Origin of the sequence: Corynebacterium sp. HMSC073B01, assembly GCF_001838255.1 — a bacterium.
Classification (GTDB): domain Bacteria; phylum Actinomycetota; class Actinomycetes; order Mycobacteriales; family Mycobacteriaceae; genus Corynebacterium; species Corynebacterium jeikeium_D.
The window spans coordinates 99354-115686 of sequence record NZ_KV836186.1; the positions used below are offsets into that span (position 1 = coordinate 99354).

At 58.4% G+C, this 16333-nt stretch carries 13 protein-coding genes and 1 riboswitch; of the genes, 9 read left to right on the plus strand and 4 right to left on the minus strand.

What is annotated here, in order from left to right:
- Positions 1-312 precede the first annotated feature (312 nt).
- A complete protein-coding gene (trpD, locus tag HMPREF2849_RS09670; RefSeq protein ID WP_049192934.1) occupies positions 313-1380 on the plus strand; it encodes an anthranilate phosphoribosyltransferase in 1068 nt (355 codons plus the stop codon).
- On the opposite strand, the gene HMPREF2849_RS09675 is transcribed toward trpD, so the two are convergent.
- Entirely contained in the window at positions 1377-2966 is a 1590-nt protein-coding gene (locus HMPREF2849_RS09675; protein ID WP_070862924.1) for a DEDD exonuclease domain-containing protein, read from the minus strand. The two genes, trpD and HMPREF2849_RS09675, sit on opposite strands and share 4 nt — an antisense overlap.
- 413 nt (positions 2967-3379) lie before the next feature.
- A riboswitch (cyclic di-AMP (ydaO/yuaA leader) is annotated at positions 3380-3522 on the plus strand.
- Between the two features lie 14 nt (positions 3523-3536).
- Between HMPREF2849_RS09675 and HMPREF2849_RS09680 the strand changes: the two genes are divergently transcribed.
- From HMPREF2849_RS09680 to HMPREF2849_RS09710, 7 genes are all read left to right on the plus strand, one after another.
- Entirely contained in the window at positions 3537-4115 is a 579-nt protein-coding gene (locus tag HMPREF2849_RS09680) for a C40 family peptidase (RefSeq protein WP_070862925.1), read from the plus strand.
- A gap of 347 nt (positions 4116-4462) precedes the next feature.
- A complete protein-coding gene (locus tag HMPREF2849_RS09685; RefSeq protein ID WP_371259588.1) occupies positions 4463-5533 on the plus strand; it encodes an NlpC/P60 family protein in 1071 nt (356 codons plus the stop codon).
- A 53-nt stretch (positions 5534-5586) separates the two neighbouring features.
- Positions 5587-6741 (plus strand): glycosyltransferase family 4 protein, encoded by a 1155-nt coding sequence (locus HMPREF2849_RS09690; protein WP_070862927.1) that lies wholly within the window; start codon positions 5587-5589, stop codon positions 6739-6741.
- Positions 6742-6750: 9 nt separating this feature from the next.
- On the plus strand, positions 6751-7764 hold the full coding sequence (locus tag HMPREF2849_RS09695; RefSeq protein WP_070862928.1) for an ROK family protein: 1014 nt from the start codon (positions 6751-6753) through the stop codon (positions 7762-7764).
- 101 nt (positions 7765-7865) lie between these two features.
- Complete coding sequence (locus HMPREF2849_RS09700; RefSeq protein WP_049170252.1) at positions 7866-8657, plus strand: lysophospholipid acyltransferase family protein; 792 nt, start codon at positions 7866-7868, stop codon at positions 8655-8657.
- Positions 8658-8808: 151 nt separating this feature from the next.
- A complete protein-coding gene (locus tag HMPREF2849_RS09705) occupies positions 8809-9300 on the plus strand; it encodes a polyadenylate-specific 3'-exoribonuclease AS (RefSeq protein WP_016423018.1) in 492 nt (163 codons plus the stop codon).
- A gap of 68 nt (positions 9301-9368) precedes the next feature.
- Positions 9369-10754: a class II 3-deoxy-7-phosphoheptulonate synthase gene (locus HMPREF2849_RS09710; RefSeq protein WP_070429538.1), complete on the plus strand. Its 1386-nt coding sequence runs from the start codon at positions 9369-9371 to the stop codon at positions 10752-10754.
- Positions 10755-10825: 71 nt separating this feature from the next.
- Here the strand turns inward: HMPREF2849_RS09710 and HMPREF2849_RS09715 are convergent, their stop codons facing one another.
- The gene (locus tag HMPREF2849_RS09715; RefSeq protein ID WP_070862929.1) at positions 10826-13198 is read right to left on the minus strand and encodes a Stk1 family PASTA domain-containing Ser/Thr kinase; all 2373 of its coding nucleotides are present in this window, start codon (positions 13196-13198) and stop codon (positions 10826-10828) included.
- Between the two features lie 79 nt (positions 13199-13277).
- Here HMPREF2849_RS09715 and HMPREF2849_RS09720 point away from each other — a divergent pair, with 79 nt between their 5' ends.
- Positions 13278-13652 carry an Rv2175c family DNA-binding protein gene (locus tag HMPREF2849_RS09720; RefSeq protein WP_005510311.1) on the plus strand — a complete coding sequence of 125 codons (375 nt, stop codon included), beginning with the start codon at positions 13278-13280 and terminating at the stop codon, positions 13650-13652.
- Between the two features lie 30 nt (positions 13653-13682).
- Here HMPREF2849_RS09720 and HMPREF2849_RS09725 read toward each other — a convergent pair whose 3' ends face one another.
- Positions 13683-14663: a phytoene/squalene synthase family protein gene (locus tag HMPREF2849_RS09725; protein WP_049170403.1), complete on the minus strand. Its 981-nt coding sequence runs from the start codon at positions 14661-14663 to the stop codon at positions 13683-13685.
- A gap of 6 nt (positions 14664-14669) precedes the next feature.
- On the minus strand, positions 14670-16286 hold the full coding sequence (locus HMPREF2849_RS09730) for an alpha-(1->6)-mannopyranosyltransferase A (protein ID WP_070600868.1): 1617 nt from the start codon (positions 16284-16286) through the stop codon (positions 14670-14672).
- Between the last annotated feature and the right edge of the window lie 47 nt (positions 16287-16333).

Here is a 16333-nt window from a genome sequence, read left to right on the forward strand (position 1 = left end):
CGGCGAACCTGGGTTTGCGATACTGCGGCATCAGCTGTCGGTTAGTTTATCGCAGGTTCGGCTCTATTTAATATCGTATTTTTCCAGTTGCCCCAATGGGGGTGAGATTTTCGGCGAACGCAAAAGGTGGACCTGGTGATGCGCTGGATATATGGGGGAGGTATCTTGTCTTATTACGTACATCACGGTGGGATTTTTCAAAAGCCCTGTGATGTGGTGCACCTGGTGGACCGGATAACCAGTAGTACCTAGGTGCAGTTGTATTAATACTGTACGGGTACAGACTTGACTATCTAGTGGAAGGGAGTGGCGATGAGCGAGATCGGCGATAAGAGGGCGGTCGAGAACTGGCGCCATGTTCTCTCCACGATTGGCGCTGGCCGCGAAGTTTCCGGTGAGGGCATTCGATTCGCCATGGATCAGATCATGTCTGGTGCTTCCGGAGACGTGCAGACCGCAACGTTTGCTTTCGGTCTCCTCGCCAAGGGGATTACGGCTGCCGAGCTCGATGCTGCGGCTGAAGGCATGCTTTCATTTGCCCGCCCAGTTCATGATCCACAGCTCGCCGGTGTTATTGAGCGTGGAGCAGTCGATATCGTCGGCACCGGTGGTGATGGCGCAAATACCGTCAACATCTCCACGATGTCCATGATTGTTATCGCGGCCAGCGGTGTGCCGGTGCTCAAGCACGGTAACCGCGCGGCTTCCTCGAAGTCGGGCGGAGCTGACATGCTGGAGGCCTTTGGCATCGACATTGAGAACGGTCTCGTTACTTCTCCGGAACATCCGGATTTCTACGTGCGCTTCCTCTTTGCCGCTCGCTTTCATCCGGCCATGCGCTTCGCTGGACCGGTGCGTAAGGAGCTAGCGGTTCCGACAGTCTTCAACCTGTTGGGGCCGCTGACGAATCCAGCACGCCCGCAGGCGAGCTTGATTGGCTGTGCCTTCGAAGATCAGATGGAGACGATGGCGGACACCTTCGCCCGCCGTGGTCAGCGCGCGCTGGTGGTTCGCGGAAGCGATGGCCTCGACGAGATTACCGTTACTGGCCCCACCAAGGTCTTTATTGTGGAAAACGGTGGAGTTGCCGAAGATGTCATCGATCCACATGACTATGGCATGGAGTACTCCGAAATTGACGCGCTGCGTGGCGGTGACCCTGCTTACAACGCTGATGTTGCACGTCGCATTTGGGCTGGCGAGCTCGAAGGCCCGATTCGCGATGCAGTCATCCTTAACTCCGCTGCCGCGATCGCCATTTCGCGTGGTCTGAGTGGCCGTCCACTAAAGGAAGCTATGGCCGACTCCATTGAAGAGGTCAAGGAAACGCTCCAGTCGGGGCTGTGCTTGGACATCCTTACCGCGGCGATGAAGGGTTAAGGTTCGCGTCGCGCTTCACGACGTGCTTGCTGCGCGTCAATTGCCCACTGAAGGTATTTTCCTGCGCCCAGCCTAGGGTAGGAAAACTCGCCTCCGGTGGGCTTTATTCGTACCTCCGGGCGCTGCAGCCATTTCCAGATAATACTGAGTTCATCAATTGATGCTCCTTTATATAAGGAGTCATCTGGAGTGACTGTTTGGGCCGAACTCACCATGAGGTCGATGATGTAGTTCATATCCGCGCCACGTGGTGCGGTGCAGGCGCCGGCCAACCTGCCGTAGCGAATTTCCGCTAGGTGCCAGCCTCCATTGCCATCGGGGAAAGCGGCTTGCAGAGATGGGATGGCGGCAAGCATGCTCAGGCGCTGCTGCTTGTCCAAGCTGATAATGAACTCCGCAGTGCGGTCACGCTGCACTGCCGCGCGTTGGAAGCGGTGTGCTTCGGCAAGTGCTGATATCTCTGCAATCATGTCTGCGATCTCGTCTGCGCCGGTGGTAGAGATCTGGGTGGTTGTTATCGCAAAGTCGTCGTTAAGCGCAGAGAACCTGTCGCGGATGGCGGTAGCGGTGTCGCGCGTGCGGAAAGGACCTAGGCCGCGGGCGTCGGTGACTGTCCGGCTAATCTTGGCAGGCCGACCGGGGCTAGTGGGGACGATGTACCAGCCGCGGGTTGGTTCGGTGCGTTGTCGGTTGTAGGGCGGACGGAGTGCAGAGATCAGACGGCCCTCGCGGATTTCTGCAGCGAAGCCGTGCGGGCACTCGATGATCTCGACGCGTTCGGCTAGAGAGACCATTTCCGTAATCTTGCGACGAGAATCAGTGCCGTTGAAATACTGCAGAAGTCTACGTCGCAAATCGAGAGCTGTACCTATATATAAGGGGTCGTCATTTCTTGACCGAAAAACATAGACACCAGGGGTGTGCGGAGCTCCATCGGCAAGGTGCCGTTTAGCACGAACCTCTGGAGCGACGGTGGGCGAGTAGTGCACTAGCTCGGACGCTGTTTGTACTTCATCGCCAGCTAGTCTCTCCATGAGGTAGTGAAGGACGTCGACGGTTGCGATTGCGTCGTCAAGCGCCCGGTGGGTAGGGCGATTCGGAGAACCGACGTACCGTGCGAGCTGTGAGAGCTTGAAACTGCCAACTTGTGAGCGGTCGAGGACGCGACGCGCCAACGTGAGAGTGTCTACGACACTGGGGCTCGGCCAATCTAGGCCCAAATCTGTGCAAGCCTGGCGGAGGAATCCAATATCGAACTTGGCATTATGCGCAACCCAGACGCTTCCCCGGGCAAATTCGAGGAACTGAGTAATAACTGTGCCGAGCTGTGGAGCAGTTTCAACATCGGCGGTAGTGATGCCGGTGAGAGATGTGATGTGGTCGGGGATCTCCATGCCGGGGTCGATGAAGCTGGAAAAGGTGCCAATCGTCTTACCGCCACGGGTTTTGATGGCCCCAATTTCAATGATGTGGTCGTTCTTGGCCTTCAGTCCAGTCGTTTCTAGGTCTACGACGACAAAGGTGGTGTTGAAAAGAGAATCATCGACGGTGCCTTCGAGAGGGAAGTGCTGTTGTCCTGAATCCACATCAATAATCCTATTCTGAGCGCTCCTAGCGGTGTTAAAACTGTGAAACTTGAGCAAATTGAGCTGTTGCAAGCTGGGGTGTGACATAAAACACGTTTTGAGCCCGCGATAAAAATGTGTCGACTTTAAGGCATTAAGTGTAAAGTTCTCGGCGGACTTCAAAATGCCAGATAGTGGCACGTTTATCAAACTGTTATTATTCCGCTATGGGGGGAGTGTCTAGTTGTAACAGCTTGGTAACGGTTTAGTTCTATCGATGGTAACAACCGGACCTCGAGCGGTTTTCTGGACAAACGGCTAGACAAAACTTGATGCCATTTCGTAACCTTATCGAGACATTGAAACGGGGCCACTGAGTTGGTGCCGGTCATTGATAAGAAAACACAGAGCCTTATCGAAGGTCCTGAGGGTCTAAGTAGTGAGAGCCTCAGGGGATTCGAGCCGGGGACCCACCTCGAACCATGGGGTGAATCCCAAAGGGAAATCCCGGAGGGTAGGAAGTCTTCCATTCTTCCGAACCCGTCAGCTAACCCGGTCGGCTAAACAGGAAGATTTTGGAGTTTCAAAACAATGGGCAAGCACCACCGCCGTTCTAGCTTTGCACGCAACGCAGTCGCATTTGGCGCAACTGTCGCCGGCGTTACCGCTCTCGCAGTTCCGACCGCTAACGCTAACCCGCTGAACGACATCCAGGGCGCACTGAACGGCTTCGATACCCCGCAGGTTGCAGGTATGCAGGATGTTGTTGGCAAGTTCAATGACATCGCAGGTGAGGTTACCTCCGGCAGCGTTGCAAACGTTGCAGCACCGTCCACTGGTTCGGCTATCGTCTCCGCTGCACGTTCCAAGATCGGTTCCCCGTATGTGTGGGGCGCTACCGGTCCGAACTCTTTCGACTGCTCCGGTCTGACCTCCTGGGCATACCAGCAGGTCGGTAAGTCGATCCCGCGTACCTCCCAGGCGCAGGCTTCCCAGGGTACCGCGGTCTCCAGCCCGGCACTGGGTGACATCGTTTCCTTCTACTCTGGCGCTACCCACGTCGGCATCTTCTCCGGCAACGGCAACGTGATTCACGCTCCGCAGTCCGGCGATGTCGTCAAGGAAGCTCCGATGAACTACATGCCGGTTCACAACTTCGTCCGCTTCTAATCTGTTTGAACGGATGACAACCTGCGGGGCCTTGATGCCCCGCAGAGCCTTGACTCTCTTTTTACCGAGGGGGGCACTGAGGCGAGCGCCCGGGTGCTGACGCTATGCGCGTCGTAAAGCACTATAGGGGCGCTCGCCTCATTTTTTGTTTTTCTACTGCGGTTACGCAATGCGTGGAGTCGAAGGGCTGTCCTGGTTACTCCCTTTGGATACCCCTTTGTGCTGGCGGTTTGTCGGTGTGTTGTTCCGCGGCAAGGCTGCTACAATTTGCTCGAATGCGTCAAGTGGTTTGATGTTTTGTTTTTCGGGGAAGAAATTTGAATACACAACTTGAAAAGGGTTTGGATTTGTCGCGTCACCGTGCCTCTCGCCGTCGCCACAACTCTCGTCGCGGTGTAGTCGGGCTTACGGTCGTGACTGGGCTAACCTTTGGCTCCGTAGGTTTGGCGCCGATTGCCTCTGCACAGGATGAACAGCCAGCCCCGGATCTGGCTACTGCAGGCGGCATTATTGCAGAGCTGGAGAAGATTTCTCGGGATGCCGAAGCGGTTTCTGAGGAAGTTACCGAGCTGGATTCCCAGGTTCAGGCCAAGGAAGAGGAACTCCGGCACGCCGAGGGGGAGCTGAAGCACTCTGAGGATCAGGTTCTCCGAGCACAGGATGACCTCAAGGCGCTCTCTGGTGAGATTTCTTACTTCGCGAAGAAGCGGATGCGTGGTGAAATCGTCGACCCATTGTCGGCCGCCCTGGGATCTGCCAGTGCTCAGGACGCTATCGACCGTGCCGGTTACATCAACAAGATGTTCCGCGACAACGATGAAGTCGTCAGCCGTGCGGTGCAAGCCCGCAAGGATGCCGAGGATGGTAAGGCCAATGCGCTGCGTCTGCAGGGCGATATCCGCAAGCAGCTCGATGACCTGGCTAAGCGTCGCGATGATTTGGACAAGCGCAGTGCCGAATTTGATGAGCGCGCCGAGCATGTCAAGTCCATGGTTGAATCGCTGAGCCCCGAACAGCGGGAAATCTGGATTTCCAAGAACAACCCAATTACCGAAGGGTTGGACAAACTGCTCGGATCTTCCGCCGCAGTTGATGCCGCGATGTCGAAGCTGGGTTCCCCGTACTCGTGGGGAGCTGCTGGTCCCTCCGCATTCGACTGCTCCGGCCTGATGTACTGGGCGTACCAGCAGATTGGTAAGTCCATCCCGCGGACCTCGCAGGCACAGCTCGCCGGTGGTACTCCGGTGAGCCGCGACCAGCTGCAGCCGGGCGACATCATCGGTTACTACCCGGGAATCACGCACGTGGGCATGTACATCGGCAATGGTCAGATTGTCCATGCTTCCGACTACGGTATTCCAGTCCAGGTCGTTTCCATCGACCAAGGTGGCCCGTACCAAGGCGCTGTCCGCTTCTAACTAGCGGCAGGTGACCTCGCGTCCTTTTAGTCAAGGTAGATAAACTCGGCTCCATGTCTGCGCGCGTACTGCTCATTACGAATGATTTCCCGCCTCGCGATGGTGGAATCGAGTCCTACCTGCGTGATTTCTGTGCTCGTTTGGCCCCGGAGAACCTCGTAGTCCTCGCGTCCTCGCGAGCCCCCGAAGAAAAGCTCCGCGCCTACGACGAGTCGCTACCGTACCGTGTTTATCGCATGCGTGATTCCGTGCTGCTGCCACTGCCGCACGTAGCTCGTCGCGCCGCTCAGATTATTCGCACCGAACGCATTGACACCGTCTGGTTTGGTGCCGCCGCGCCACTTGGTTTGCTTGCCGACGCATGTCGTCGCGCAGGTGCCACCCGCATCGTTGCTACCACTCACGGACATGAAGTGGGCTGGTCGATGCTGCCATTGGCCCGCCAGATGCTGAGGCGCATTGGTAAGAGCTCCGATGTTGTGACCTATATTTCCCGCTACACCCGTGGTCGATTTGCGGCAGCCTTTGGTCCGCAAACAGCATTTGAACGCCTGCCTTCCGGTGTCGATATCGAGCGATTCTCCCCGGACCCCGAGGCGGGACAGAAGATCCGGCAGCACCACGGAATTGGTGAATCCCAGCCGCTTATCGTCTGTATTTCTCGGCTAGTGCGCCGAAAAGGGCAGGATATGCTGATTCGCAGCATGCCTAAGGTTCTTGAGCAGCACCCGGATGCCAGATTGCTGATCGTGGGTGTTGGTCCGTTGAACCGAGAATTGAAAAAGCTGGCAGTAAAGCTCGGGGTCTCCGAGCAGGTTATTTTTGCCGGAAAGGTCTCTTATGATGACCTCCCCGCTTATTACAATGCGGCCAGCGTCTTCGCCATGCCCGCCCGAACCCGCGGACGTGGCCTCGATGTAGAAGGCCTCGGCATTGTCTACTTGGAAGCACAGGCCTGCGGTGTCCCTGTCATAGCTGGCAAGTCCGGTGGTGCTCCGGAGACAGTTATCGATGGCGAAACTGGCATCGTTGTCGACGGGGCCTCGAAGCGCAGCGTCGCCACCGGGCTGGTTGAGGTTTTGGATGATCCGGAGCGCGCGGCGGCGATGGGGGCCTGTGGTCGGGAGCATGTTGTGCAGTCGTGGACCTGGGAGGTCATGGCTGCTCGGGCTCGCCGAATTCTCCGAACCTGCGCAATCCCTTTATAATCAACTGTTATGTCCACCGATATTCCGATTCATCCGAACTCAGACGAGTCCGACGCCGCTGATCGCCCGGCTATCGGTTTTGATATTGGTGGAACAAACCTGCGCGCTGCAGTGGTCAGCGCTGATGGGCAGGTGTTGTATCGAGTTCAGACCAGTTCTGATGGCAGTGTGGATGCCATTGAACGTGGCATTGTCCAGACATCCGAGCGCTTGGTTGAACGCTTTCCAGATGTCAGCGCCATCGGTTTAGCTGTAGCTGGTTTTTTGGATTCTGACCGCCAGACGGTTCGTTTCGCCCCGCATCTGCCGTGGCGCGATGCGAACGTCGTCAAGCGTTTATCCTTGCTTCTCCCATGTCCGCTGCAGCTTGAGCACGATGCCAACTCGGCCGCCTGGGGTGAGTATCGCTTTGGTGCGGCTCGCGGTGCGGATAATTGGGTGCTGTTTGCGCTGGGTACGGGAATCGGCGGCGCGATGATGCAGGGTGGTGAGATTTACCGTGGCGCGTACGGCACGGCGCCGGAATTCGGCCACCTCACCGTTGTGCCGGATGGTCGTCCCTGCTCCTGCGGAAAGCGTGGTTGCTTGGAGCGTTACTGCTCGGGTACGGCGTTGGTTACCACCGCTCAGGAACTCTCTGAATCCGGTCGCTACTTCTCGCGGCTTACCGACGGGCTCGTGGCCGGCTCGGTAACTGGTACCGATGTCGTCTCGGCTGCTCGCCCGGGGGATGAATTGGCTCTAGCTGCGATTGATGACTTTGCTACCTGGCTGGGGCGTGGCCTGTCGATGGTGGGCGATGTCTTTGATCCGGAATTGATTGTTATCGGTGGCGGTGTTGCCTCGGCGTCTGATCTATACCTGGACAAGGCCAAGGCCGAGTTTGCCCGCAATCTCACCGGCGCTGGCTATCGTCCGGTAGCGGATGTGCGGGTCGCTGAACTAGGTGCGGATGCTGGGTTGATTGGTGCGGCGGATATTGCGCGCAGCGTTGTGGCTGCCGAGGGTGCGACATCGTCGTAAAGCGTCAATTTGGGGATTCAAGGGGATTCGCCCGCGAAAAGGTGGGGGAATGGCTGCGGAGATGGATCGTCGGACCAACTGAACCTGTATAGTTTTAAACTGTGAATAATCGCTGGTACAAGTTCTTTAAGTACATCCTCATTGGCCCTTGGCTGCGGATCTATAATCGCCCGTACTACATCGGTGGTGAGAAGATTCCTCAGGAAGGTCCAGCGCTGATGGCGTCGAACCACCTTGCTGTGATGGATCACTTTTTCTTCCCACTGGTCTGCCGTCGTCAGCTGACGTTCCTGGCGAAGGCGGAGTACTTCACCACGCCGGGCTTTGTCGGCGGTATCCAGAAGTTCTTCTTCTCCTCGGTGGGGCAGGTGCCGATTGACCGTACCTCTGGTGATGCAGCTCGCGATGCGCTGAACGCCGGCTTGAAGGTGCTGTCACGCGGTGACCTGCTGGGCATTTCCTTGGAAGGCACCCGTAGTCCCGATGGTCGACTGTACCGCGGTAAAACCGGTGCGGCACGTGTCGCGCTGGAGGCCGGTGTGCCGGTGTTCCCAATGGCGATGATTGATACGGAGAAAGCCAACCCGATTGGTTCGTGGATTCCTCGTCCGGTGAAGGTCGGCACGATTATCGGTGATCCGATTGATCCGTCGGAGTACAAAGCCAAGTACAGCGATGAGTATGAAGCGGCCAGGGCACTGACGGATGACCTGATTAAGGAAATTCAGAAGCTTTCTGGTCAGGAATATGTCGATGCTTACGCGACTGATGTGAAGAAGTCCTTGGAGGCCGGCACCGGCTATCCAGCGGGAACCGAACCGGGTGGAGAGCTCACTACTCCGGCTCCGGGGCCGAAGCCGACCCCTCGTCGCTGGTTCCGACGCGCTCGCTAGAATAATTAGGCGCAGATAGTTTTCGCGACAGTGGGGCTGCACACTTCCTATGGCGATTCGGTGCATGGGTAAGATTTGCTCGGTAGGGCTCCACGGTCTTTTGGTCGCGAGGTAGCCGACGCGAGGCCGAGGCTGGAGAGGATTCCACACCGTGCGTTATTTTTATGACACCGAGTTTATTGAAGACGGCAAGACTATTGATCTTGTCTCCATCGGTGTCGTAGCTGAGGACGGCCGCGAATACTACGCGGTGTCTACCGAGTTCAATGAGAGCAAGGCCGGCCCGTGGGTGCGGGCCAACGTGCTCAATCAGCTGCCCAACCCCTCATCTCCGCTGTGGAAGAACCGGGACACGATCCGCGAGGAACTGCTGGCATTTTTCACCGAACCCGGTACGGGCAGCCCAGAGCTGTGGGCTTGGGTAGGCGCCTACGATCACATTGCGTTGGTGCAGCTTTGGGGTGATATGACCAAGCTGCCGCAGTTCATGCCACGTTATACCCGTGAACTCAAGCAGTACTGGGAGATGGCGGGCAAGCCACGGTTGCCGAAACAGACTGCAGGTAAGCACGACGCGCTGGCAGATGCCCAGCACAATCTGCTGAAGTTTCAAAAGATTGCACAGAAGTTGCCGCTTGATTAAGCAACGGAATTCGAATATTTGGTGACCTGACTAACACCCTTCTGGCAGGGGCACTACAATGAACTTCTGTGAGTTGGACTATTGATCTCCCTGTAGATGACCTGCCCGATCTGCCACCGCTTCCCGGAGACATGGCTGAGCGCTTTGCTGATGTCGTATCCCGCCAAGCCCTACAGCAGCCAAGCTGGGATGCCCGCGCCGCTGCAAACGTGCGTCGCATTCTCGAATCGGTGCCGCCAATTGTGGTCGCGCCTGAGGTTCGCAAGCTTCGTCAGGAGCTTGCCGACGTCGCTAATGGTAAGGCCTTCCTGTTGCAGGGCGGTGATTGTGCGGAGACCTTTGAGTCCAATACTGAGCCGCACATCCGCGCCAATGTGAAGACCTTGCTGCAGATGGCCGTTGTGCTGACCTACGGCGCATCCACTCCGGTCGTGAAGATGGCTCGTATCGCTGGTCAGTACGCCAAGCCGCGCTCGAAGGACATCGACGGCGACGGTTTGCTCAGCTACCGCGGTGACATGGTCAACGGTGTTGAGCCGACCGAAGAAGCTCGAGTTCACGACCCAGCTCGAATGGTGCGTGCCTACGCCAATGCCTCCGCGGCGATGAACCTGGTACGTGCACTGACAGGTTCGGGCACCGCTGACCTGCACCGTCTGCACGAGTGGAACCGTGAGTTCGTCAGCAACTCGCCGGCTGGCGCCCGCTACGAGGACCTGGCACGCGAGATTGATCACGCACTGCAGTTCATGGCTGCCTGTGGTGTTGCGGACTCGAACCTGCAGACCGCGCAGATTTACTGCTCGCATGAGGCGCTGGTTGTTGACTACGAGCGCGCTATGCTGCGCCTTTCTGAAAACGATGGCAGCCAGGAGCTGTTCAACCTCTCCGCGCATCAGCTGTGGATTGGTGAGCGCACCCGTGGCATTGAGGATTTCCACATCAACCTGGCTGCCATGATTGGCAACCCCGTCGGTGTGAAGATTGGCCCGACCACCACGCCGGAGGAGGCTGTCACTTACGCCGACAAGCTCGACCCGTTCTTCCAGCCTGGTCGCCTGACCCTGACTTCGCGTCTGGGCAATGACAAGGTTCGCTCCGTGCTGCCTCCCATCGTTGAGGCTGTGGAAGCTTCTGGTCACAAGGTCATTTGGCAGTGCGACCCGATGCATGGCAACACTTACTCGGCCTCCAATGGGTACAAGACCCGCCACTTCGACCGCATCGTCGACGAGGTTCAGGGCTTCTTCGAGGTGCACCGCTCGATCGGTTCACACCCGGGCGGTATCCACGTGGAGCTGACCGGCGAAGATGTCACTGAGTGCCTCGGTGGCGCGCAGGACATTTCCGATGTCGACCTGCCAGGCCGTTACGCATCCGCCTGTGACCCGCGTTTGAACACTCAGCAGTCGCTGGAGCTGGCCTTCCTGGTTGCCGAGATGCTGCGCAACTAGTTGCAACCAGCTCAGCTAGGTACAACTAGCCCAGCTGGTGCAGCGCCGCGTTCAGTGGAGCGCTGCACTTTTTACAGAGTGCTGACCGAAATGCGGTCGCCCGCCGTGGCCTTGGCGCCCGGTCGGGGTGACTGCAATACGATGCGATCCTCCTCGTTCGCAGAGACGTCGATGTCGAGCTGAAGATGCTGTTTCTCCGCTTCACGACGTGCCTGCGCAACAGTTTTACCCAGCAGCTGCGGAACCTTCACTGCTCTGGACACCGTCAGCGTGACAGTCGCATCATTGGGGTTAACCAAACGACCTGCACTCGGTGAGACTGCGTCGACACGGCCGTAGTCGCGCGAGGAGGAGGACGCGTCCTTTACTTCGCTTACCTCAATGCCCTCGCGCTGCAGAATTTGGCGAGCAGTATCCTCCGACTTGCCCACGACATTGGGCACTTCGATGCCGTTGTTAATGGTCAACGTCACAGAACTACCGCGTTCGAGGCCAGTGCCTTCCTCAGGAGACACGGAAAGAACCTCTTCCGGCTCAGCAGAGGAGGAGAACTCCGCCGATACCTCCCGGACTTCCAGTCCGGCCTTACTCAACAGCTCACGAGCTTCATCCTCTTGAAGGCCCACGATTTTTGGCACCTTCACCGGTGCTGGCCCCTTGGAGTAATGCACAGTCACAACCGAGCCAACTTCGACGGTCTGTCCTGGAGCAGGAACCGCAAAGACCAAGCCGCCGGTGGAGACATCATCGGAAAAGACGGGGTCTCCGACCTCTTCTTTCAACGTCCGCTTAGCTAGGGCAGCGCTGAACACTTCCTTTGAGTGGTTCGCGGGATATGCGGGCACAGTCGGGCGGCCGAGACTGACCAGTACGCGAACATCATCACCGCGGACAACCCGCGCTCCAGCTAGGGGGTCCGAGCCAATAATCTGGGACACTGCGACATCGTTGTCGTAGCGCTCATCAACCACCGGTTCAAAGCCCGCCTCACTGATTGCGGTCATCGCCTGTGGTTGCGACAGCCCAGTGATAGAGGGCACTTCGCCATAACGGCCAGAGCCCAGCCACCACGCGCCAAGCCCCATGCCCAACGTGGCAACCAGGGCGATAATCAGCCACAATGCACATCCACGGCGCGTCCGCTGTCGGGTAGCTCGACGGCTCTTAGGCGTCTGAGTCTGAGCAGATCGCGGCTGCGGATGCTGTGGGTGCTGTGGCCCCTGAGTGTCCGGCGGCAGCGGATATTCCGGAGCGCCTGGAACGTCGGCTGGTACGAGAGCTCCACCAGACGGCTCCGGGGATTCCCAGCCAGTGGGGTTGTACTCGTCATAGCGATCGAAAGTGCGTGTCCGCCCCGCATCCGGGTCGTCGAAATCATCGAAAACGTTTGGTGGTCCCGGTGGTCGGGAAGAAACGGGGCTACCGGGTGCGTCCGTCGAGAAGCCATAGCCGTCGTGACCGAAGCGCTCGGGTGCCGTCTCTGCGGTGCCGTGTCTGTCATCGAAATGGTCGTTGCCCGGTCGGTGGAAGTCCTCTGTGAGCCCCTCCATGGCGGCAGCGTTGGCGGCTGCTGAATTGACGGGCGATGGCACGCGGAATGGTGGCAGCGCGAGTTTGTCCGCAATGTCTTCGAGTGCGTCACCGAATTCCTCGGCCGTCTCAAACCGATCCTCCGGCCTGCGGGAACAAGCGCGGGCGACCAACTCGTCGAACTCCTCGGGAACGCCGTCGATGAGCTCCGAGGGTGGCGGGACATCTTCGTTCAATCGCTTCATGGCAACGCCGAGCGAAGAATCGGCGATGAATGGCGTGGTGCCGGTAAGCAGCTCAAAGAGCAAAATACCCGCCGCATACACATCGGAGGCAGGGGAGATGGATTCACCCGTGACCTGCTCCGGAGCCAGATAAGCGACGGTGCCGACGATGACCGAGTTAGAGGTCACCTTGGCATCAGCGGCCGCGCGCACTAGACCGAAGTCCGCCAGCTTCACTCGCCCGTCCGAGGCAATCAGCACATTTTCCGGCTTGATATCTCGGTGCACCATGCCGCGGGAATGCGCCACCGATAGGGCGCGCAGAACTGAGCGCATCACGACGGCAGCTGCATGCGGAGGCATCGGACCGCGCTGACGGAGCAGTTCGCGGAGGGTCCCACCGTCGACGAATTCCATAATGAGGAAAACATGCCCCGCCGGGTCCGTGCCCTGGTCGTAGACGTTGACAAGCGACTCGTCATTGAGGTGCGCGACCGCGCGGGCCTCACGTTCGAAGCGGATGCGGAAAGACTCGTCGTCGACAAAACGCGGATCCATGACCTTTGCGGCCACCCTGCGATCGAGCCGCAAATCGGTGGCGCAGTACACGGTGCTCATGCCACCGTGTGCGATGGTGGCTCCGATGCGGTAGCGACCATCGAGAATCTGCCCCTCGACAAGCTGCGACATAAACCAGCCTTCCCTGTTCCAATCAGTTGCTTCTAATAAGTATATGGGGACGTACCTACTGCAAGGCCAACGCGCTAAAGTGACCAGTGTGAGAAAGATTCCAACTTGCCACGATGTCCTGAGCGCCGACGAACCCACTCTTGCGCTGCCCGATGCCGCTGACCTCATTGGCGTCACCGTCACCCGAATTCACGCGTTGCTGCAGGAGGGTCGCCTTATTGCAGTCCACCGCGACGGCATTGCACAAATTCCCGCCCGCTTCTTTGAAGATGATGAGGTCGCGCGTTTTGTACCTGGCGCACTCGCATTGCTTGCCGACGGCGGCTACACGCGAGAAGAAACGCTGGAGTGGCTATTCACCGAAGATGAATCTCTGCCTGGACGTCCGGTGGACGCCCTGCACGGTCACCTTGCACGCGAAGTAATGCGCCGCGCACAGGCTATGGCGTTGTAAAGACCTGGACGGCGTCCTACGCCCGCCGTCCTACGCCCGCGATAGCTCCTGTCGTAATCGCCCGGCCACTGCTGTGAAAAGCAGCGGGAGGGCGATTTTTGCTTTTCGAGCGCGTCCCACTTGAGCGCGTTGCGCAAAGACGTTGTAGTTCATGCGCTCAATTTCGCCGAGAATGTCTGAGTAGAGAATCTCCGCGGCACGGATAGCCTGACGCCCTGGCACCTCTAACATGTCCACGCCGCTGCTGGCTTCGGCATAGAGTGCGCGGTTGCGAGCGATGAAGAAGGCCAATGCCTGACGTACCGCCGGGGTCGTCTGTCCCGTGGCGGCACAGTAGCCGATCTCCTCGGTACCCACTCCGAAGGCCTCCCACTCATTCAGTGGTAGGTAAATACGGCCACGGCGAAAATCCTCGGCGATGTCGCGGAGGAAATTCGTCACCTGAAAGGCTTTTCCCAGGAGCTCTGCGTAGGGAGTGGCTTCCTCACGGGAGACCCCTGTGCGGGTGCCTAGGATGGGCATCATCTCAAGGCCGATGACTGCTGCGGAGCCCCACATATACGAGTCGAGTTGCTCCCATGTTTCAAAATGCGCAATGTGGCACGATGTGTCGGGCACGTCCATCAACATGGAGTGAACAAAGTCCGCAGAGAGCTGTGGATCGATGTCGTAGTCGCGAAAAGTCTGTGCGGCCGCCGAGATGACGGCACGGTCGCGGTCGCGGTGGACGTCGTCAAGCGAACCGATGACGACAGCTGAGTGGAAAAGCTCGCTTAAACGTGTGACCGTGGCTTCGATGTGCGTGGGGGAGCGGTCGGCGTCGGCGGGGCAGTCGACGTAGTCATCGACGATGCGTGCCCAGGCGTAGAGAGACCACACCGCACGCTGTTGGCGGGGTGCCAATAGTCGCGTGGCCAGGGAATACGTGCGACCGTGGGAGGCCATAATATCGCGGCAGAGCTCGTAGGACTGTGGCAGCGCGATGGTCGAGAGAGGCTGTGGGGTGGGCATGGACAACTATGCGACCTCGGTTGACCGCGACAGGGGTGCCACCGTGGAATCCGTGTCTGCGGCGGTTTTATCGTCACGCCACGGGTACTTCCAGCTGAATTTTCCAGTGGTCAGCCAGCCGACGGCCAGCCAGCCGAGAACGGTAATGATAACCATCCAGGGCACGTCGTAGAAGCGGTGATTGCCGCCGCCGGCGAAGGACAGCGACAGGATGAATGTGAACAACACGGTGCCTTGAACCACCCATCGTGGCGGGCGAATCGTTCCCATGGGAGTCAATAAGCTGGCGTAGTACCAGGGAAGTGCCACGGCATTAAATACGCAGGCCACCACGTAGGCGGCAATCATGCCAGCGACATTGTTACGAGGGGTGGCTCGGAAGTAGAACCAGGAGATCACGAGTCCCACCAGCATGATGATGGAGGAGACCACGCGTGTGTGGCTGACGATGACATTGAAACCGATGTCGTCGTTGAACCACGCCGTGACGCCCGAGATCACACCAGCGACCGCTGACGGTGCTGCCAGGGGGTTAATCACCTTGGTATTGCCACTGATCTCGGAAATCCAGCCCCAGCTCGAGCCGGTCAGCCACGTCACCACTGCAAGCGTGCCGACGCAAACTGCGACCAACACGATGCCCACACCGGCAATCGCCGGAATCTTGCGCAGCATCTCTTGAACCGTGGCGATGGGCTCGCGCCTGGTCAACACAATCCACACGACGAAGGGCAGCGCCAGGACAGCGGTGGCCTTCAGCGCGACGCCGATTCCGATGAGGACAGCGGCGACCAGGCCACCCCGCATGTGCTCCATGCGCAGTGCGGCGACGAGCGCCAAGCTGACCAAGCCGACCATCAGTGCCTCGTTGTGCATACCCGCAATCAGATGCAGTAGCACCAGTGGATTGAGCACACCGAGCCACTGTGCGAAAGCCGGATTTGCCCCAAGCTCCCGGGCGATTCGCGGGATCGACCAGACAATGGCGGCGAAGCCCAGCAGGCACACAATGCGGTAGAGAATCACGCCGACGGTGATGTTGTCGCCGACAATCCGCGTGATGACCTCTCCAATTCCCAGATGCAGCGGGCCATACGGGGTGGTGGTGTTCCGCCAGTCTGCGGATACCTCCAGCAGCATCGGCCCTGGATTAGCTGCAGCTCCCTCGGTGTAGGGATCAAACCCATCGCGGACCATCGCACCCTGCATGAGATACGAATAGACATCGCGAGAGAACAGCGGTGCGGCCAGCGCGAGGGGAATTGCCCAGGCCAACAGGATTGAATTAAACCGGCGCAACGTGGACTCATCGCCGCCAGCGTTCGCTGACGCCATAGCGTCTGCTGCGTCGCCAGAATGGGCAGAACCGGCCACAATGTCCCGGATAGTCCCCTTCGAGAACAGCAGTTCCCGCCCGATGCGCAGCCACGAGATAAGCAGCAGGGCGATACCTACCCAAATCACAATCTCACAGAAAATCTGACCGTGACCATAGGTGATCCAGTCAAGTCCCAGAGCGTGGACAAGGCCGCCACGGTAGCGGTTCGCACCGGAACCGTAGGAGCCCAGAGCAATGAGGATGCCACCGTAGACACCCAGCTGAGCACTCCGCGATAAATTCATGTCAACCTAAACAATCGATACATTGCTGATGCATTAATCCTAGTTGG

What these genes read in the sequence shown, in the direction of transcription:
- trpD (WP_049192934.1), top strand. Translation starts at nt 313, where the DNA reads ATGAGCGAGATCGGCGATAAGAGGGCGGTCGAGAACTGGCGCCATGTT.
- HMPREF2849_RS09680 (WP_070862925.1), top strand. Translation starts at nt 3,537, where the DNA reads ATGGGCAAGCACCACCGCCGTTCTAGCTTTGCACGCAACGCAGTCGCA.
- HMPREF2849_RS09690 (WP_070862927.1), top strand. Translation starts at nt 5,587, where the DNA reads ATGTCTGCGCGCGTACTGCTCATTACGAATGATTTCCCGCCTCGCGAT.
- HMPREF2849_RS09695 (WP_070862928.1), top strand. Translation starts at nt 6,751, where the DNA reads ATGTCCACCGATATTCCGATTCATCCGAACTCAGACGAGTCCGACGCC.
- HMPREF2849_RS09715 (WP_070862929.1), bottom strand. Translation starts at nt 13,198, where the DNA reads ATGTCGCAGCTTGTCGAGGGGCAGATTCTCGATGGTCGCTACCGCATC.
- HMPREF2849_RS09725 (WP_049170403.1), bottom strand. Translation starts at nt 14,663, where the DNA reads ATGCCCACCCCACAGCCTCTCTCGACCATCGCGCTGCCACAGTCCTAC.
- HMPREF2849_RS09730 (WP_070600868.1), bottom strand. Translation starts at nt 16,286, where the DNA reads ATGAATTTATCGCGGAGTGCTCAGCTGGGTGTCTACGGTGGCATCCTC.